This is a genomic window from Cellulomonas phragmiteti, assembly GCF_016862775.1.
Lineage (GTDB): Bacteria > Actinomycetota > Actinomycetes > Actinomycetales > Cellulomonadaceae > Cellulomonas > Cellulomonas phragmiteti.
In genome coordinates, this window is the sequence record NZ_BONP01000011.1 from 59128 (window position 1) to 77769 (window position 18642).

Sequence of the window (18642 nt, forward strand, 5' to 3'; positions counted from 1 at the left end):
CGGGTCGTCAGCCGACGACGGAGGTGAGGGCCTCGCCCAGCTCGGCGGCCTCGGTCGCGTTGAGCTCGACCACCAGCCGTCCGCCGCCCTCGAGCGGGACGCGCATGACGATGCCGCGCCCCTCCTTGGTCACCTCGAGCGGTCCGTCGCCGGTCCTCGGCTTCATCGCGGCCATCCGGGGCCTCTCCTTCGCCTCGTACGTTGCCGGCCGACAGTCGTCGGGCAGCCCCGACAACCTCCTGGTCAGCCGGTTGTCCAGCGACCATCCTAGTTCACCGCGCGCCGCCCCGGCCCGGGTCCCGCCCGCGCGAACGGGTCACGGCGGCCAGTCGCCGGACGGGTTGAACTGCCACATCTGCCGGACCCAGAGCACCTGGAGCCCGAGCATGAGCACGAGCACGGCCGCGAACCACGCGCGCCGCGCCCAGGCCGGACGCAGCACGGCACCGGCGGTCGCGGCCCCGAGCGGGAAGGCGAGCAGCAGGAAGCGCGCGAGGCTCGACCCCGGCTCGATGACGGCCAGGATGTACACGACGTACGCCGCCGACCACGCGTGCAGCTCCGGCCCCAGCCGCCAGGCGGCGGGCACGAGCAGGACGGCGGCCGTCAGGGCGAACCCCGCGACCATGACCGGTGTCCCCCACGCGCCGAACCAGAACTGCGGCACGTACGTCCACCCGGAGAACGGCACGACCTCGCGGACGCCCCGCCAGGCCTCCTGGGTCTGCAGGTAGCCGTCGGGCACACCCGTGACCCACCCGCAGATCGCCGGCCACGCGACCCCGGACACCCCCGCCGCGGCCGCCAGGCCCGCCAGGCCCGCGCCGTCCCGCCACCCGAAGGTGTCCTCGCCGCGGCGCGCCCGCCACCACCGCACGGCCGCGTGGACCACCACCACGGCCGCCATCGGCAGCGCGACGGCCCGCGTGAACCCGAGGGCGACGACCACGAGGGCCGCCCACCCGTACCGCCGGCGCACGAGCAGCAGCAGCGACGAGGCGACCAGCAGCAGCGCGGCCGACTCCGTGTACGCGACCTGCAGCACCGCCGCCGTCGGGAACGCGCACACGAGCGCGACCGTGGCCAGCGGCAGGCCGGGTCGCGCCGCCACCGCCCGCGGTGCCCCGTGCCGCACGGCCTCGTGGACGACGAGCACCGCGGCGCCGCCGAGCAGCAGCGCCACGGTCGGCGCGACGACGACCCAGGTGCCGCCCGTGAGCGTCATGACGGTCCGCACGAGCATCGGGTACAGCGGGAAGAACGCCCACGGGTTCTGCTGGACCAGGCCCTGGTCGTCGCGCGGCAGCTCCGCCGGGTACCCGCCCTCCGCGATCTGCCGGTACCAGCCGGCGTCGTAGAACAGCCCGACGAACTCCTGGTACGACGGGTGCGCGCCGGTCCACAGGTTGGCCTCCTGCACCGTCGCCGTCCACAGGAACGCGACGAGCACGAACACGCGCGAGGCACCCCACACCAGCAGCACGTGGACCCACCACGGCCACGCGCGCACACGCTCCCACCAGGACACGGTCACGACGGCGGTGTCGGCGGCGTCGGTGTCGGCGGCGTCCGTCCCGGCGTCCGGCGCGCCAGGGGCGGCGACCGCGTCCCGGGTGCGCGCGCGTGGGGCGTCGGCGCTCACAGCATGCCCCGCAGGGCGTGGGCCGGCGCCCGCTCGGCGCGCAGGGCCGCCACCATGTCCAGCGCCCGCCGCGTCGCCGCGACGTCGTGGACGCGGAACACCCGGGCCCCCAGCCAGGCCGCCACCGCCGTCGCGGCCAGCGTGCCCTCCAGCCGCTCCTCCGGCGGCAGGTCCAGGGTCTCCCCGACGAGGTCCTTGCGCGAGATCGCCATGAGCACAGGGTGCCCGATCTGCACGATCTGCGGGGTCCGTCGCAGCAGGTGCAGCGAGTGCCACGTCGTCTTGCCGAAGTCCAGGGTCGCGTCGACGAGCACGGACGCGGGGTCGACGCCCAGGTCGACGGCCCGCGCGGCCGCGGCCGTGAGCGTCGCGACGACGTCGGCGACCACGCCGTCGAGCGGGTCGACGCCCTCGGGTGCCGGGTAGGTCACGCGGAACGGGTCGCTGCGCGGGGTCGCGCCACCGGTGTGCGAGCACACCACGCCCAGGCCGCGGTCCGCGGCGACCTCGACGAGTCCCGGGTCGTGCCCGGCCCACGTGTCGTTGAGCAGGTCCGCTCCGGCGTCCGCGACCGCCCGTGCGACGCCCGCCCGCCACGTGTCCACGCTCACCAGCAGGTCCGGGTGCCGGGCGCGCACCCGCCGGACGACCGGCAGGACGCGCGCGATCTCCTCGGCCTCGTCGACGGCCGGCCCGCGGCCGGCGCGCACACCGCCGACGTCCAGCACGTCGGCGCCCTCCTCGACCGCGCGGTCGACCGCGGCGTCGACCGTGTCGTCACCGTGGCGTGCGGCGGCGTAGAACGAGTCGGGGGTGCGGTTGACGACCGCCATGACGACCGGGTGGTCGACGCCGAACGTGCGCCCCCGCAGACGCAGCGGTGCCGCGCCGGCGGGGACGCCGGGCAGCGGGCCGCTCGTCACCACCCGCCGTCCGCCAGGGCGTCGTCGGCGTGCGGGTCCGCCGCCGCGCGCTGGTCGCGCGCCGCCGCACGCACCGCCGCCTGCTCCTGGGCGCGCAGCTCGGCACCCCGCCGCACGACGATGTCCACGGCCTCGTCGGCGTCCGCCGCGACCTGCAGCAGCTCGACGTCGGCGGCGGCGATCATCCCGTGCGCGTGGACCGTGTCGCGCAGCCACGTGAGCAGCCCCGACCAGTAGTCCGCCCCGAGGAGCACGATCGGGAACCCGGTGACCTTGTGCGTCTGGACCAGGGTGAGCGCCTCGAACAGCTCGTCGAACGTGCCGAACCCCCCGGGCAGCACCACGAAGCCCTCGGAGTACTTGACGAACATCGTCTTGCGGGCGAAGAAGTACCGGAAGTTGACGCCGAGGTCGACCCACCGGTTCATGCCCTGCTCGAACGGCAGCTCGATGCCCAGCCCCACCGAGAGCCCGTCGGCCTCGGCGGCCCCGCGGTTGGCGGCCTCCATGATCCCGGGCCCGCCCCCGGTGATGACCGCGTACCCCGCCTCGACCAGCCCCCGGGCGACGTCCTGCGCCATCGCGTAGTACGGGTCGTCCGGTGCGGTGCGCGCCGATCCGAAGACGCTGACGGCGGGGCCCACCTCGGCCAGCGCACCGAACCCCTCGACGAACTCGCTCTGGATCCGCATGACGCGCCAGGGGTCGTCGTGCAGCCACGAGGCCCCCTCGGCGCGCGAGAGCAGGCGCTGGTCGGACGTGGTGGCGGGGATCTGGTCGCGGCGCAGCAGGACCGGGCCGCGGCGGTACTCCGGCGTCGGTGCCGACGAGTCGTCGTGGGTCATCGTCCGAGCCTATGCGCCGACCTCAGGACAGGCCGAGCGGCAGGTCCTCCGGCTGCGCACCGGTCAGCCAGGCCCGCAGCGCGCGGTGGCACAGCTCGATCTGCGCGACGGGCACGCGCTCGTCGTCCTTGTGCGCCAGCAGCGGGTCGCCGGGGCCGAAGTTCACGGCCGGCACCCCGAGCGCGCTGAACCGCGCGACGTCCGTCCACCCGTACTTGGGCGCCGGGCGCCCGCCGGTGACGGCCAGCACGGCGGCGGCGAAGTCCTGCGCCGCCTCGGCGTCGAGGCCCGGGCGCGCACCCGCCGCGGAGTCGGTGACCACCACGTGGTACCCGTCGAGGAGCTCGCGGACGTGGGCCGTGGCCTCCTCGACCGTGCGCGACGGGGCGAACCGGTAGTTCACCGTGACGACGCAGGAGTCCGGGATGACGTTGGTCGCGACGCCCCCCGAGATGAGCACGGCGTTGAGGCCCTCGCGGTAGGCCAGGCCGTCCACCTCCACGGTCGCGGGCTCGTACGCCGCGAGCCGGCGCAGCACCTCACCGGCCGCGTGCACGGCGTTGACGCCGACCCACGCGCGCGCCGAGTGGGCCGCGACACCCGTCAGCCGGACCTCCGCGCGCAGGGTGCCGTTGCAGCCGCCCTCGATCCCGCCGTCGCTCGGCTCCCCCAGCACCGCGAAGTCGCCCGCCAGCCAGTCGGGGTGGTGCGTGACGACCCGGCCCAGCCCGCTGAGGGCGGCGTCGACCTCCTCGTGGTCGTAGAAGACCCACGTCACGTCGTGCACGGGGGCGTCGAGCGCCGCCGCCAGGTGCAGCGCCACGGCGACGCCGGCCTTCATGTCGACGGTCCCCCGGCCCCACAGCACGTCGTCCTCGAGACGCGTCGGCAGGTTGTCCGCCACCGGAACCGTGTCCAGGTGGCCCGCCACCACGACGCGCCGCGCCCGGCCCAGGTGCGTGCGCGCCACCACGGTGTCGCCGTCGCGCAGCACCTCCAGGTGCGCGTGCGCGCGCAGGGCGGCCTCGACGGCGTCGGCCAGCCGCGTCTCGTCGCCGCTGACGGACGGCACGTCGCACAGCTGACGCGTCAGCGTCACGACGTCGGCGGACAGGTCGAGGAGGTCGTCGGCAGCCACGTGCGCGACCCTACGCGCGCCGCCGCCCGACCGGGTGGCCGCGTCCGCACCGTAGGCTTGTCCGCCATGACCGACCGCACGGCCTGGGGCCTCGGCCTGGCCACCGTCACCGAGTCCGGCACCACCCTCGACGTCTGGTACCCGGCACCCGCCCTCGGGGCGCCGCCCGCGACGCTGGACGTCGCGGACCCCGCCTCGGTGCGGCTGCACGCCCCGGAGGACCTCGCGGCGTGCGAGCGTGCGGACGCCGCACGCGGTGTCCGCGTGACCCTCGTCGCGACCGTGGTCGACCTCGCGGACCCGCCCGCCGGGACGGCCGACGCCTACCTGCGCCTGCACCTGCTCTCCCACCGCCTCGTCGCGCCCCACGGGCAGAACCTCGACGGGATCTTCGCCGTGCTGCCCAACGTCGTGTGGACGGACCGCGGACCGTGCGCCGTCGAGGACTTCGAGACGACGCGCCTGCGGCTGCGCGCGGCGACGGGCACGCCCGTGACCGTCTACGGCATCGACAAGTTCCCGCGGATGGTGGACTACGTCCTGCCGTCGGGGGTGCGGGTCGCCGACGCCGACCGGGTACGCCTCGGGGCCCACCTGGCGGCGGGGACCACCGTGATGCACGAGGGCTTCGTCAACTTCAACGCCGGCACCCTGGGCACCTCGATGGTCGAGGGCCGGATCTCCGCGGGAGTCGTCGTGGGCGACGGGTCGGACGTGGGTGGCGGAGCCTCGATCATGGGCACGCTGTCCGGCGGGGGGCGGGAGGTCGTCTCGATCGGACGTCGCTCGCTGCTCGGCGCCAACTCCGGGCTGGGCATCCCGCTCGGTGACGACTGCGTGGTCGAGGCCGGCCTGTACGTGACCGCCGGGACCAAGGTCAGGCTCGTCGGGTTCGACGTCGACGGCGCCGTGGACGAGGACGGGGCGCGGGTCCTCAAGGCCCGTGCGCTGGCCGGCGCGGACAACGTGCTGTTCCGGCGCAACTCGCGCACCGGTGAGGTCGAGGCCGTCGCCCGCTCCGGAGCCGGTGTGCAGCTCAACTCCGCGCTGCACGCCAACTGACGCGATGGCCCGACGCCGTCGTCGTGGCGGGTGCCTGCCCGCTCTCGCCACCGCTGCCCTCGCCGTGGTCCTCGTGGCCGTCGCGGTGGGCGCCGTCGTCGCCCTGCTGCGCAACGCCCGGCCCGTCGCGCCGGTCGCCGAGGGGTGCGTCGCGCACCTGGACGGGACCGACTGGGGGCTGAGCCCGGACCAGGCGCAGAACGCGGCCCTCGCGTCCGCGGTGGCGACCCGGCGCGGCCTGCCCGCGCGGGCCGTGACCATCGGCATCGCGACGGCCCTGCAGGAGTCCCGGCTCGTCAACATCGACTACGGCGACCGCGACTCGGTCGGCCTGTACCAGCAGCGCCCGTCGCAGGGCTGGGGCACGGTCGAGGAGATCATGGACCCCGTCTACTCGACCACCAAGTTCTTCGAGGGCCTCGAGAAGGTCGACGGCTACCAGGACATGGCGGTGACCGAGGCGGCGCAGGCCGTGCAGCGCAGCGGGTTCCCGGACGCGTACGCGCAGCACGAGGTCCGAGCACGCGCGTGGGCGTCGGCCCTGACGGGCCACTCGCCGGCGGCGCTGCGGTGCACGCTGCGCCCCGTCGAGCAACCGGGCGGCACCGACCCGGTGCTCGCGCGCGTCGCCCGCGACCTCGGGGACCTGCCGGCCGCCGTCACCGCCGGCGCCGAGGGGACGCCGTCGGCGATCGACCTCACGGGGTCCGCGCTGCCGATCGACGACCCGGCACGTGCCGGCTGGTCGCTCGCGCACTGGGCGGTCGCGGTCGCCCGGGACGTGGGCGTGGAGACGGTGACGGTCGGGGACACCACGTGGTCGCGCGCCGAGCCGACGTGGCAGCCGTCGGGCGCGGCACCGCTGCCGGCCGGGCAGGTGCGCCTCACGGTGCCGGGCTGAGCCCGGCGCGCCGTGCAGGGCGGCGACGTGCGGTCGGGGCGGCCCCGCTCGTCAGCGGCGCTCGACCGGGACGTACGCGCGCTCGGTGGCTCCCGTGTACACCTGCCGCGGGCGACCGATCTTGGTCTGCGGGTCGTTCATCATCTCGCGCCACTGGGCGATCCAGCCCGGCATGCGCCCCAGGGCGAACAGCGGCGTGAACATGCGCTCCGAGAAGCCCATGGCCTTGTAGATGAGGCCCGTGTAGAAGTCGACGTTCGGGTACAGCTTGCGCGAGATGAAGTAGTCGTCGGACAGCGCGATCTCCTCGAGGCCCATCGCGATGTCGAGCAGCTCGTCGGCGCCGCCGAGCGCCTCGAGCACCTCGTGGGCGCTCTGCTTCACGATGGCGGCGCGCGGGTCGTAGTTCTTGTAGACCCGGTGGCCGAAGCCCATGAGGCGGACGCCGTCCTCCTTGTTCTTCACGCGGCGCATGAACTCCGTCGCGTCGCCGCCGTTGGCCTTGATCTGGTCGAGCATCGTCAGCACGGCCTCGTTGGCGCCGCCGTGCAGCGGGCCGGAGAGGGCGTTGATGCCGGCGGAGACCGAGGCGTAGATGTTGGCCTGGCTCGAACCGACGACCCGGACCGTCGACGTCGAGCAGTTCTGCTCGTGGTCCGCGTGCAGGATGAGCAGCTTGTCGAGCGCGTTCACGACGACCGGGTCCGGGTCCCACTGCTGGTACGGCACCGCGAACGTCATCCGCAGGAAGTCCTCGACGTAGCCGCGCGAGTAGTCCGGGTACAGCAGCGGCTCACCCTTGGAGGCGCGGTGGACGTACGAGGTGATCGTGCGCGTCTTCGCGAGGATCAGCACCGTCGCGAGCTCGACCGTCTCGGGGTCGAACGGGTCGAGGGACTCCGGGTAGAACGTGGACAGCGCGTTGAGCGCCGAGGCCATGACGGCCATCGGGTGCGCGTTGCGCGGGAACGTCCCCATGAAGGTGCGGAAGTCCTCGTGGACCAGCGTGTGCCGGTTCACGCGCTCCTCGAAGGCCGAGAGCGCCTGCGGGCTGGGCAGCTCGCCGTTGATGAGCAGGTAGGCGACCTCGAGGAACGACGAGTGCTCCGCCAGCTGCTCGATGGGGTAGCCGCGGTACCGCAGGATGCCGGCGTCACCGTCGATGTAGGTGATCTGCGACTCGCAGGACGCGGTGTTCATGAAGCCCGGGTCGACGGTCACCATGCCGGTGTCACGCAGCAGGGACGACACGACGATGCCGTCGTTGCCGTCGGTGGCGGGCACCACGGGCAGGTCTCGCACCTGCCCGTCGACCACGAGCTGGACGGGGGCCTGCACCGGTGCGGTGACGACGTCCGACATGGGTGTTCCTTCCTGCGCCGACGAGCGGGTCCAGCCGGCCCGGGCGGGTTGCCGTGCGGTCCGGTGGGGTGACCGACGCGCGGTGATGCCCCCGTCGGCCCACGTGACGGTACCTGCGATAGCGGTGTCTTGACCAATGTGCGACAGACCCTTGGCCCGGATGTGAGGTTCCTCACAGACGGTGCGGTCAATGTACGTCGTCCGGCGCCGTGGGGCCACGGCACGGGACCGACGGTCGCGGGCTACGCGCCCGACAGCCGCGCGGCGGCCTCCGCGACGTGCTCGTCGGAGGCGGTCAGCGCGACCCGCACGTGGCCGGCCGCGGCCGCGCCGTAGAACGCCCCGGGCGCGACCAGCAGCCCCAGACCCGCCAGGTCGTGCACGGTCGTCCACGCGTCCTGGACCGGCCCGTCCGGCCGCACCCACAGGTACAGCCCGGCCTGCGACCCGTCGACCACGTAGCCCGCGTCCTCGAGCCCCGCGCGCAGCGCGGCCCGGCGTCGGCGGTAGCGCTCACGCTGCTCCGCGACGTGCGCGTCGTCCCCGAGCGCGACCGTCATCGCCGCCTGCACGGGCGCCGGCACGATCATGCCGGCGTGCTTGCGCGTCTCCAGCAGCCCCGCCACGAGCGCCGGGTCGCCCGCGACGAACGCCGCCCGGTACCCCGCGAGGTTGGACTGCTTCGACAGCGAGTACACGGCCAGCAGGCCCGTGGGGTCGCCGCCGGTGACCCGCGGGTCCAGCACGCTCGGGACGCCCTCGGTCGCCCACGGCTCGTCCCAGGCCAGCTCCGCGTAGCACTCGTCCGACGCCACGACCACGGGGCGACCCGTGCGCGCGCCCGCCGCCCGCGCCGCCGCCACCACGCCCCGGAGCCGGTCGACCCCCAGCACCGTGCCGTCGGGGTTGCCCGGGGAGTTCAGCCAGACGAGGCGCACGTCGTCCCGCTGCGCCAGCAGCCGCGCCGGGTCGTCGGCCGGCACCGGCGTCGCACCCGCGAGGCGCGCCCCCACGTCGTACGTGGGGTACCCGGTCGCCGGGTGCAGCACGGCGTCGCCGGCTCCCAGCCCCAGCAGCGAGGGGAGGAACGCGACGAGCTCCTTCGAGCCCAGGGTCGGCAGCACCGCCGCGGGGTCGAGTCCCGGCACGCCGCGGCGCCGCGCGAACCACGCCACGACGGCCTCGCGCAGCGCGGGCGTGCCGTGCGTCGTCGGGTACCCCGGGGCGTCGGCCGCGGCCGCGAGCGCCGCGCGCACGACCTGGGGGGTCGGGTCGACCGGTGTCCCCACGGACAGGTCGACCAGACCGCCCGGGTGCGCACGGGCGCGCGCGGCGACGGGTGCCAGCGAGTCCCAGGGGAAGTCCGGCAGCGCGCCGGTCAGCAGACCCACGAGTCCCCCACGGCCCGGCGCGCGGCGCTCACTCGCCGTGGACGCGCAGCGGGAGCGTGGCGATGATCGGGTGGTCGTGCGCGATCTCGCCCATCTTCGCGGCGCCGCCGGGCGAGCCGATCTCGTCGAAGAAGTGGACGTTGGCCTCGTAGAACGGGGCCCACTGCTCGGGGACGTCGTCCTCGTAGTAGATCGCCTCGACGGGGCACACCGGCTCGCAGGCGCCGCAGTCCACGCACTCGTCGGGGTGGATGTACAGCGACCGCTTGCCCTCGTAGATGCAGTCGACCGGACACTCCTCGATGCACGCCTTGTCCTTGACGTCCACGCAGGGTTCGGCGATCACATACGTCACGGGGCTCCTCCACGGGTGCAGCGGTCGACCTAGTATCCCCCACGTGCGACCTGTCACGCCCCGCCGTCCAACCTCCGACACGAGGTGCTCCGCGTGAGCCCCGACACGTGGCGCGGCTGGGCGCCGGGCACGCGGGTCGTCGTGCGCCGTCGCCGCGACGACCTGCCGGCCGGGGCCGTCGCCGGAACGCTGCGCGGCGGCGAGCCGCCGTTCACCGACGTCCTCGGGGACGTCGTGCACGTCGACGACGACGGTCTGACCGTGCGGACCCGGCGCGGGGACGTGCACGTGCCCGCGCGGGACGTCGTGCGCGCCAAGACCGTCCCGCCCGCCCCGCCGCGGCGCGGACCGCGGCGGGGGGCCGACTGACGTCAGGGCGCTGCCGGCGTCCCCGGTGCGGGGGCGGTCCCGCAGATCACCCGGTTCTGCGGCTTGTACTTCCACGTGTGCGACTCGGTGTCCACGAGCTCGCCCGCCAGGTAGACCCGCCGGGTGTTCGTGACCGTGAAGCCGGGGTTGCCCATGCTCTGCGCCTCGCACGTCGGCGACTGCGAGTACACGGTGGTCGGCGCCTGCACCCCCGAGCGTCCGCTCTTCGTCGTCTCGACCGTGAAGTGCTTGGTGCTCCAGATCCGCACGTGCGCCGCGCCGTCCGCGACGTAGCCCTGCACGAGCGCGCCGTACGGGGTGTTGTTCTTCCACTTCATGTCGATGACGCCCGTGAAGATGGTCGCCTCGCGCCCCTCGGGGTACCGCTGGAACCACTCGCTGTGCGGCGTGTGCTCCACGTCCTCGAAGCCGGCGAAGTACGCGGCGTTGTACGTGGTCGTCGACACCTGCGACAGCCCACCGCCCCAGGCGTCCTTGTGCTCGCCGTTGACGATCGCGCCGGCCTGCACGAAGCCGTGCGCAGCGTCGATCGGGCCCAGCGCCTCCGTGAGGCTGAACGTCTCCCCCGGTCGCACCAGCGTGCCGGTGATGTTCGCCAGACCCGTCGCGATGTTCGACGTGCGTCGCGGCTCGCTCGTCAGCGGCGTCGAGAACTCGGACACGACCTCGGTGACGCCGAGCGCCTCGAGCGCGGCGGTCGTCTGCGCGGGGTCCGACTGGACCAGCTCGACGGGCGCGACGCGGTCGGTCCCGGTCGTGGCGGCCTGGGCGACCGACGTCGCCAGCGCCGCCGGGTCGAGGGTCGTCCCGGGCGTGCCGGGGACGATGACCGGGGCACCCCCCTGGAACTCGAAGCGCGCGTCGGACGCGGTCGTCAGCAGGTCGGGCACCTGGCCCAGCACCGCCTCGGACAGGGCCGCGCCGTCGAGCTGCAGCGTGAGCGTGCCCTCGACCGGGACGACGGCCGCGCCGGCGGTGAGGGTCGGCACGTCGAGCACGGCCTGGCGCTCGCCGACCTGCACGGTGACGGGGGCGGACGCCAGGGGCTGCGCGAGCTCCGCCAGCGCACGGTCCGCCTCGTCCTGGGACACGGCGGGCGCCACCGCGCTGGTCGGCAGCTCGACCGGACGCGGCGCCGTGAGCCACCCCTCGGCGAGGACCGCGACGGCACCCTCGGTGTCGAGCTCCCAGCCGTCGACGGCGTCGGTCGCGAACGCGGCACCGTCGGCGAACACGACCGTCCCGTCGACCGGTGGCAGGGTCAGGGAGCCGGAGAGCTGCGTGAGCGCGTCGTCGAGCGCCTCCTCGTCGACCCGCGTGACGGGAGGCTGCTCCCCGACGCCGGTGACGTGGCGCCACAGCCGCACGGGCTGCGTCAGGTCGACCCCCGTGAGGCGGGCGACGGTGGCCTCCGCGTCGAGGACCAAGCCCGCGGCTGCCGGGTCGAGGTCCGCCTGCACGTCCTGCGCCGCGACCGGCACCGCCGCCGTGGCACGGTCCCCGAGACCGTCCACGAGCGCCTGCTCCGCCTCGTCGGAGGACATCGAGCCGATCTCGACGCCCGCGACGGTGGCGCCGCGCGGCACCTGGTCGGCCAAGGCGTAGGACGACCCGACGTAGAGCGCGGCGAGCAGCGCGACCGCGCCACCGGTGATCGCGAGCGCCCGGGGCCAGTGCGACCGCCCGTCCTCGGGCTCGAACTGGTCGAGCGGGGAGGGCTCGCGCTCGGCGAGGGGTGTGCGGTCGACGGGGCCGCCCGGCGTCGGGCGCGGTCCGTCGCCGCCGCGGGCCGTGCTCGGCCACGACGCGGGCGCCACCACGGGCGCGGCCCGGGTCTCGACGTCCTCGGCCGCAGGAGCGGCGGCCGTCGGGGCCAGGACCGCCGTCTCGTCCGCGCGCGGCGAGACGGGCGACGTGACAGCGGCGGCCGCGGGCGCCAGGACCGCGGTGTCGTCCGCTCGCGGCGAGGAGGGCGCCGCTCCCGGGGCGACGGCCGTCGCCGCGGCGGTGTCCTCGCCCGGGGCGCGCGCCGCGGCCCGGTCGGCGTCCTGGCGGTCGGCGTCCCGGCCGTCGGCGCCCCGGCCGTCAGTGTCCTGGCCGTCGACGTCCTGGCCGTCGGTCTCCGGGGAGTCGGTGTCCGGGGAGTCGGCGTCCTGCGGGTCGGCGTCCGCCTGCTCCGCCGACGGCGTGCCGGCGGACGACGTCCCGGCGCCGTCGTCCGGCTCGGACGTCGGCAGCGGGCTCTGCGGCAGGGCGTGCGCCGGGACGCCCACCGAGGCCGCGTTGAGGGCGGTGAACGCCAGCGCCGACAGCCCGCCGAGGTCGAGCGGCGGCAGGGGCGCCGGCGCCCCCCGGTCGTCGTCGCCGGGTGCGGCGGGTGCGGGGCCGTCAGGAGCCTCCTGCCGGACGGCCGCCTCGTCAGCCCGGTCGGCGGGCGCCGGCGCGGAGGCAGCCGGTCCGTCCTGCTCGGGCGTCGGGGCCTGCGCCACCTCCGCGTCCGACGCCGGCGGCGCCGTCACGGCGACGTCGTCCCACGAGGGCCACGCGGCGAGCGGCTCGGCCGTCGGCGGGGCCAACGGGCGCGTGCCGGACGGGACCCGCGTCACGACGGGGCGCGGTGCCGCGTCGGGCACCGGGGCCGGCTCCCGGTCGGCGGCCGCGTCATCGGGGCCGTCGGCACCGGGCTGGTCGGCGGAGGGCTCGTCCGCGGTCGCCGCGCCAGGGGTGGGGGAACCGTCGGGGGCGTCGTGCGGACGCGGCACGTCGACGCGGTCGTCGTCCGCGGCCGTCCGCCCGGGCGCTGCGGAGGCATCACGGTCGGCAGCGCCCTCGGTCGGCGTGTCGCGGTCGGTCCCGTGCGTCATCGATCCCCCGTGATGGTCGTGCGCGCGCACGACGCGCGCGCGGTGATTCTACGGTGGCTGCTCACGACGGCGGGGCAGGTGGGCCCGTGCAGACCATTCCTCACCCGGTCCGCACCTCGTCGTCGCACCACGCGCACACCAGGCGCTACCGGACGCCTCGCAGCCGCCCCCGCAGGTGCACGAGCGCACCACCGTCGGCTGCCCCCTCCGCCGCGACCTGCACCCGTCCCACCACCACGTCGTGGTCGCCGGCGCGGTGCACGACCTCCGTCCGGCAGTCGAACCAGGCGACGGCGCCGTCGACCCACGCCGCGCCGGACACGGGACCGACGCGGTGCGGGACGCGCTCGAGCTGGCCGACCGCCGGCCGCCCCGGCGACGCCAGCCAGTCCGCGACGTCGCCCTGGTCGTCCGCCAGCACCGACACCGCCCACACGTCGACGTCGTCGAGCACGTCGCGCAGGCGGGCGTCGACGTGCACGCAGAACAGCAGCAGCGGCGGGTCGAGCGACACCGAGGCGACCGAGCTGACCGTCGCGGCGTGCGCCACCCCGCGGCGGACGGCGCTCACCACGACCACCCCGGCGGCGAGCCGGGAGACGATCGCCCGGAACGCGTCGGGGGTCACGCCGTCGGGGCTCACGACGCCGGGCTCACGACGTCGACGGCGCGTCGTCCTCGACCCAGCGCCGCGGGACGAGCGCGACGGCCCCGAGCGCCAGGACCACGCCGATGGCCCAGCCCCAGCCCCACAGGTCGCTGCCGGGGACCAGCACGTCGCCTCCCGGCCCGCTGCCCGCGAGCACCTGGACCGCGACGAGCGTGCCGACGACGCCCGCGAGGTAGCCGGACCACCCGACCCAGGCACGCGCCGTCAGCACGACGACGAGCACGAGCAGCAGGCAGACGAGCAGCCCCCAGGGGCGCACCGCCCGGTGCATCACGGTGCCCAGCGTGCCGGCCACGACGCCCAGTCCGGTCGAGGCGAGCACACGCCAGACGGTCGCGGCGGGGGGCAGCTGCACGGCGCTCAGGCTACCGGGTGCACACCGGCGGGCCACGCGACCCCGGCGTCCTCGGCGCGCAGGCTGCCGAGCCCGTAGCGGTAGGCCTCCGCCGCCGGGACGGCCGCCAGCACGTCGTTGCTCAGGGCGTAGCACCCGACCAGCGCGTCCTCGCCCTCGACGGCGCGGACCGCCTGGACCTGCGTCGCGTGCGCCCGCAGCGCCGCGAGCACACGGTCCCGGACGGGACCGACCTCGACCAGCACGTCCACCTCGTCGTCGAGCACCGCCATCGTCGGCGGCTCGGCGGCCGGGTCCGGCAGCGTCAGGTCGGCGATCGACCGGCCCAGGGCCGCGAGCACGGCGTCGCCGCCGAGCGCGACGTGCGCGCGTCGCAGAGCCGACCGTCCGACCACCGACCAGAGCACGACCGGGACGGTGTGCGCCGGGGAGTGGACGTCGTCCTCGCGGGCGGCGAGCTCGAGCGCGAGCGACGTGACCTCGTGCGCGCGCACGTGGTCCGGGTGCCCGTACCCGCCTCCGGGCTCGTACGTGACGACGACCTGAGGCCGGCGTGACCGCAGCACGCGGGCCAGCGCGTCGGCGGCCGCCTCCAGGGGGGCGAACGCGAACGCGTCGGGCGGGACGTCGTCGGCGGCTCCCGCGCGGCCCGTGCCGAGCCACGCCATGCCGGAGTCCTCGTACCTCGCGTCCACCGCGACGGCCTCGTCGAGGAACCCGTGGTCGTGCACGCCGAGCGCTCGCAGCGCGGCCGCGAGCTCGCCCTCACGGTGCTCGGCGAGGGCGCCGCCGTCGCCCTCGAGGTGCTTCCACCGGGCCCCGATGACCTCGCCGCGCTCACCGCGGGTCGCGGTCACGACGGTGACGGGCCTGCCCGACGCCGCCCACGTCGCGAGGAGCGCACCGGTCGCCAGGGACTCGTCGTCGGGGTGCGCGTGCACCGCCAGCAGGCCGCCGGTCACGCGTCGCCGTCCACGGGTCGCGCGGCGGCCGCGGGGTCGGCGTCCCGCGGTCCCCCGCGCCCGGCGCGCCGCACGTCGAGCGCCCGGGCGACGCGCTCGCGCTCCGCCGCCACCCCTTCCCCGATCGCCTGGGCGAGCAGCTCACGCTGGGCCAGCCGCTCGGCGACGAGGGTCGCGTGGTGCTCCGCCCGGAACGCGCGGACCGTCGAGGCGACCATGGCGAGCATGACGACCGAGAACGGCAGCGCCGTGAGGATCGCCGCGGTCTGCAGGGTCACCAGACCGCCCGCGACGAGCAGCGCCGCGGCGAGCAGCGCCGTGACACCCGCCCAGGCGACGCGGATCCAGGTCCGCGGCGAGGGGTGGCCGCCGGTCGTGAGCATCGCGACCACGAACGAGCCCGAGTCGGCGCTGGTCACGAAGAAGAGGCCGATGAGCAGCACCGCGCCGGCGGCCAGGACCACACCCCCGGGCAGCGAGGCGAGCATGTCGAACAGCGCGTTGGTGGTGTCCACCGCGCCGTCGGGCCCGACGAGCCCGCCACCGCCCCACAGCTCGGTGTGCAGGGCGGTGCCACCCAGCACGGAGAACCAGAGGAACGTGGCCAGCACGGGCACGCCGAGCACCCCGACGACGAACTCCCGGACCGTGCGACCGCGCGAGATGCGCGCGATGAACACCCCGACGAAGGGCGCCCACGAGATCCACCAGCCCCAGTAGAACGTGGTCCACGCGGCCTGCCACGCCTCACCCTCGACGCCGGTGAAGGCGCTGACGTTGAACGACAGCGGCACGATCCGCGACAGGTACACGCCGATCGACTGCACGAACTCCCGGAGCAGGAAGAGGGTGGGACCCAGGACGAGCACGCAGGCCATCAGGGTCCCCGCGAGGCCGACGTTGACGTTCGACAGCCACTTCAGGCCGCGGTCGAGCCCCGAGACGACGGAGACGGTCGCGACGGCCGTGATCCCGATGACGAGGCCGACCTGCAGGCCCGTCGACGCCGGGACGACGCCCAGGTGGTCCAGCCCGCCGGAGATCTGCAGCACGCCCAGGCCCAGCGACGTCGCCAGGCCGAACACCGTGCCGACGACCGCGACGACGTCGACGACGTCCCCCAGGGCGCCGGCGGCACGACGCTCACCGACGAGGGGCTCGATCGCCCAGCGCATCGACACCGGCCGGCCCCGGCGGTGCACGGCGTACGCGAGCGCCAGGCCGACCACGACGTACACCGACCAGGCGTGCACCCCCCAGTGCATGTACGTCTGGACCATCGCGGTCTCGGCGAGCTGCGCGGGTGTCCCGCTCGCGCTCGGCCGCGGCTGCGCGAAGTGGTTGAGCGGCTCCGCGACGCCCCAGAAGACCAGGCCGATGCCCATGCCCGCGGCGAACAGCATGGAGAACCACGAGCCGAGCGAGAAGGCGGGGCGGGCGTCGTCCGGGCCCAGCATGATGTCGCCGAAGCGGCTCAGGCCCATCCACAGGGCGAAGACCACGAACCCGGCGACGATGAGGACGTAGTACCAGCCGAACGCCCCGATCACGTCCGCCTGCAGGAGCTCGACGGTCCGCTCCGCCCGCGCCGGGAACGCGACGGCCAGCCCTGCGAGCAGCACGATGAGGACCGCTGCGGGGGCGAACACCCGCCACGCCACCCGCGACGGCGCCGCCGGCACCGTCGCGCGCTCGGCGGGGTCGTCGGACTGCACCTCGGGCGTCGTCACGTCGTCGTCCTGCGGTCGGCCGTCAGGAACGCTTGTTGCGCGCCGTCTGGCGGGCCCGCTCGGTCTGGTCGAGGACGACCTTGCGGATGCGCACGACCTCGGGGGTGACCTCGACGCACTCGTCCTCGCGGGCGAACTCGAGCGACTCCTCGAGCGTCAGCTTGCGCGGCGGCACCAGGTTCTCGAACGACTCCGCCGTGGAGGAGCGGATGTTGTTGAGCTTCTTCTCCTTGGTGATGTTGACGTCCATGTCCTCGTTGCGCGAGTTCTCCCCCACGACCATGCCCTCGTAGACCTCGGACGTCGGCTCGACGAAGAACGCGCCGCGCTCCTGCAGGTTGAGCATGGCGAACGGCGTCGCGACCCCCGAGCGGTCCGCCACGAGCGAGCCGTTGACACGGGTGTCGATCGGGCCCGCCCACGGCTCGAAGCCCTCGGCGATGGACGACGCGATGCCGGTGCCGCGCGTGTCGGTGAGGAACCGGGTACGGAACCCGATGAGACCGCGCGCGGGCACGACGAACTCCATGCGCACCCACCCGGTGCCGTGGTTGCTCATCGTCTGCATGCGGCCCTTGCGCTGCGCGAGCAGCTGCGTGACCGCGCCCAGGTACTCCTCGGGCACGTCGATCGTCATGCGCTCCGTCGGCTCGTGGACCTTGCCGTCGACCAGCCTGGTGACGACCTGCGGCTTGCCGACGGTGAGCTCGAAGCCCTCGCGGCGCATCTGCTCGACGAGGATGGCCAGGGCCAGCTCGCCACGGCCCTGCACCTCCCACGCGTCCGGGCGCTCGGTGGGCAGGACGCGCAGCGACACGTTGCCGATGAGCTCGCGGTCGAGGCGGTCCTTGACCTGGCGCGCGGTGACCTTGTGGCCCTTGCCGCCCTTGCCGGCCAGCGGGCTCGTGTTGATGCCGATGGTCATCGAGATCGCCGGGTCGTCGACCGTGATGAGCGGCAGGGGCCGCGGGTCGTCGGGGTCCGTGAGCGTCTCGCCGATCGTGATGTCCTCGATGCCGGCGACGGCGACGATGTCACCCGGCCCGGCCTCGTCGGTCGGCACCCGGTCGAGCGCCTTCGTCTCGAGCAGCTCGGTGATGCGGACGTTCTGCAGGGTGCCGTCGTGGCGCGCCCACGCCACGGTCTGCCCCTTGCGCAGGGTCCCGTTGTGGATGCGCAGCAGCGCGAGACGCCCGAGGAACGGGGAGGCGTCGAGGTTCGTGACGTGCGCCTGCAGCGGCGCCTGCGGGTCGTACGTCGGCGCCGGGATCTTCTCGAGGATCGTCGCGAACAGCGGCTCGAGGTCCGCGCTGTCCGGCAGGCCGCCGTCGGCGGGCTGCGTGAGCGAGGCCCGGCCGGCCTTCGCAGCCGCGTACACCACCGGCACGTCGAGGATCGCGTCGAGGTCCAGGTCCGGCACGTCCTCGTGCAGGTCCGACGCGAGACCCAGCAGCAGGTCCGTCGCCTCGTGGACGACCTCCTCGATGCGCGCGTCGGGGCGGTCCACCTTGTTGACCACGAGGATCACGGGGAGCTTGGCCTCGAGCGCCTTGCGCAGGACGAACCGCGTCTGGGGCAGCGGCCCCTCGGAGGCGTCCACGAGCAGGACGACGCCGTCGACCATCGACAGCCCGCGCTCGACCTCGCCACCGAAGTCGGCGTGGCCCGGGGTGTCGATGACGTTGATGGTGATGCCGTCGGGCTCGCCGACCGCCGCGGCCGCCGGCCCGGAGTACCGGATCGCGGTGTTCTTCGCGAGGATCGTGATGCCCTTCTCGCGCTCCAGGTCACCCGAGTCCATCGCGCGCTCGTCCACGTGGTCGTGCGCGCCGAACGCGCCCGACTGCCAGAGCATCTTGTCCACGAGGGTGGTCTTGCCGTGGTCGACGTGCGCGACGATGGCGACGTTGCGCAGGTCGGAGCGCACGCCGGTGCTGGTGCCGGTGGCGGGCATACAGGTACTCATCTCAGGAGGTTGAGGGGGATGCGCCGACGACGGCGCGCCCCCATCCTACCGGCCCTCCCCAGGACGGTCGCCCGGAGGCCCCGACG

The 18642-nt window shown here is 75.0% G+C and carries 17 protein-coding genes; 3 read left to right on the top strand and 14 right to left on the bottom strand.

Translation table 11 applies throughout. The annotated features are described in order from the left end of the window. Positions 1-7 precede the first annotated feature (7 nt). The 5 genes from Cph01nite_RS10860 to dapE form a co-directional block, all read right to left on the bottom strand. The gene (locus tag Cph01nite_RS10860; protein ID WP_013116243.1) at positions 8-175 is read right to left on the bottom strand and encodes a DUF3117 domain-containing protein; all 168 of its coding nucleotides are present in this window, start codon (positions 173-175) and stop codon (positions 8-10) included. A 141-nt stretch (positions 176-316) separates the two neighbouring features. Further along, on the bottom strand, positions 317-1642 hold the full coding sequence (locus tag Cph01nite_RS10865) for a hypothetical protein (RefSeq protein WP_203674054.1): 1326 nt from the start codon (positions 1640-1642) through the stop codon (positions 317-319). Beyond that, entirely contained in the window at positions 1639-2565 is a 927-nt protein-coding gene (gene folP / locus Cph01nite_RS10870) for a dihydropteroate synthase (protein ID WP_203674056.1), read from the bottom strand. The genes Cph01nite_RS10865 and folP overlap by 4 nt, the downstream gene beginning before the upstream one ends. Beyond that, positions 2562-3410 (bottom strand): LOG family protein, encoded by an 849-nt coding sequence (locus Cph01nite_RS10875; RefSeq protein ID WP_203674058.1) that lies wholly within the window; start codon positions 3408-3410, stop codon positions 2562-2564. The genes folP and Cph01nite_RS10875 overlap by 4 nt, the downstream gene beginning before the upstream one ends. Before the next feature lie 22 nt (positions 3411-3432). After that, on the bottom strand, positions 3433-4548 hold the full coding sequence (gene dapE / locus Cph01nite_RS10880; RefSeq protein ID WP_203674059.1) for a succinyl-diaminopimelate desuccinylase: 1116 nt from the start codon (positions 4546-4548) through the stop codon (positions 3433-3435). Between the two features lie 66 nt (positions 4549-4614). On the opposite strand from dapE, the gene dapD reads away from it, so the two are divergent. Together dapD and Cph01nite_RS10890 are read left to right on the top strand one after the other, a co-directional pair. Further along, positions 4615-5610, top strand: coding sequence for a 2,3,4,5-tetrahydropyridine-2,6-dicarboxylate N-succinyltransferase (dapD, locus tag Cph01nite_RS10885; RefSeq protein WP_203674061.1), 996 nt, complete (start codon positions 4615-4617; stop codon positions 5608-5610). A 4-nt stretch (positions 5611-5614) separates the two neighbouring features. Further along, entirely contained in the window at positions 5615-6511 is an 897-nt protein-coding gene (locus Cph01nite_RS10890) for a hypothetical protein (protein WP_203674063.1), read from the top strand. Between the two features lie 51 nt (positions 6512-6562). Here Cph01nite_RS10890 and Cph01nite_RS10895 read toward each other — a convergent pair whose 3' ends face one another. From Cph01nite_RS10895 to fdxA, 3 genes are all read right to left on the bottom strand, one after another. After that, a complete protein-coding gene (locus tag Cph01nite_RS10895; protein ID WP_203674065.1) occupies positions 6563-7873 on the bottom strand; it encodes a citrate synthase in 1311 nt (436 codons plus the stop codon). Positions 7874-8115: 242 nt separating this feature from the next. Continuing rightward, positions 8116-9264 carry a succinyldiaminopimelate transaminase gene (gene dapC / locus Cph01nite_RS10900; protein ID WP_203674067.1) on the bottom strand — a complete coding sequence of 383 codons (1149 nt, stop codon included), beginning with the start codon at positions 9262-9264 and terminating at the stop codon, positions 8116-8118. Between the two features lie 28 nt (positions 9265-9292). Beyond that, positions 9293-9619: a ferredoxin gene (gene fdxA, locus Cph01nite_RS10905; RefSeq protein WP_203674070.1), complete on the bottom strand. Its 327-nt coding sequence runs from the start codon at positions 9617-9619 to the stop codon at positions 9293-9295. 93 nt (positions 9620-9712) lie between these two features. Between fdxA and Cph01nite_RS10910 the strand changes: the two genes are divergently transcribed. Continuing rightward, on the top strand, positions 9713-9988 hold the full coding sequence (locus Cph01nite_RS10910) for a putative acetyltransferase (protein WP_203674071.1): 276 nt from the start codon (positions 9713-9715) through the stop codon (positions 9986-9988). A 2-nt stretch (positions 9989-9990) separates the two neighbouring features. On the opposite strand, the gene Cph01nite_RS10915 is transcribed toward Cph01nite_RS10910, so the two are convergent. The 6 genes from Cph01nite_RS10915 to typA all read right to left on the bottom strand — a co-directional run bounded on the left by Cph01nite_RS10915 (position 9991) and on the right by typA (position 18544). After that, complete coding sequence (locus tag Cph01nite_RS10915) at positions 9991-12873, bottom strand: VanW family protein (RefSeq protein ID WP_203674073.1); 2883 nt, start codon at positions 12871-12873, stop codon at positions 9991-9993. A gap of 145 nt (positions 12874-13018) precedes the next feature. Beyond that, positions 13019-13516 carry a flavin reductase family protein gene (locus Cph01nite_RS10920; RefSeq protein WP_203674075.1) on the bottom strand — a complete coding sequence of 166 codons (498 nt, stop codon included), beginning with the start codon at positions 13514-13516 and terminating at the stop codon, positions 13019-13021. A gap of 10 nt (positions 13517-13526) precedes the next feature. Continuing rightward, positions 13527-13898 carry a hypothetical protein gene (locus Cph01nite_RS10925; RefSeq protein ID WP_203674077.1) on the bottom strand — a complete coding sequence of 124 codons (372 nt, stop codon included), beginning with the start codon at positions 13896-13898 and terminating at the stop codon, positions 13527-13529. Between the two features lie 5 nt (positions 13899-13903). Continuing rightward, complete coding sequence (locus tag Cph01nite_RS10930) at positions 13904-14860, bottom strand: PIG-L family deacetylase (RefSeq protein WP_203674079.1); 957 nt, start codon at positions 14858-14860, stop codon at positions 13904-13906. Next, positions 14857-16590, bottom strand: coding sequence for a BCCT family transporter (locus tag Cph01nite_RS10935; protein WP_239069193.1), 1734 nt, complete (start codon positions 16588-16590; stop codon positions 14857-14859). The genes Cph01nite_RS10930 and Cph01nite_RS10935 overlap by 4 nt, the downstream gene beginning before the upstream one ends. A 22-nt stretch (positions 16591-16612) precedes the next feature. Further along, positions 16613-18544, bottom strand: a complete 1932-nt coding sequence (gene typA / locus Cph01nite_RS10940) for a translational GTPase TypA (protein ID WP_203674080.1) — start codon at positions 18542-18544, stop codon at positions 16613-16615. Positions 18545-18642 lie beyond the last annotated feature (98 nt).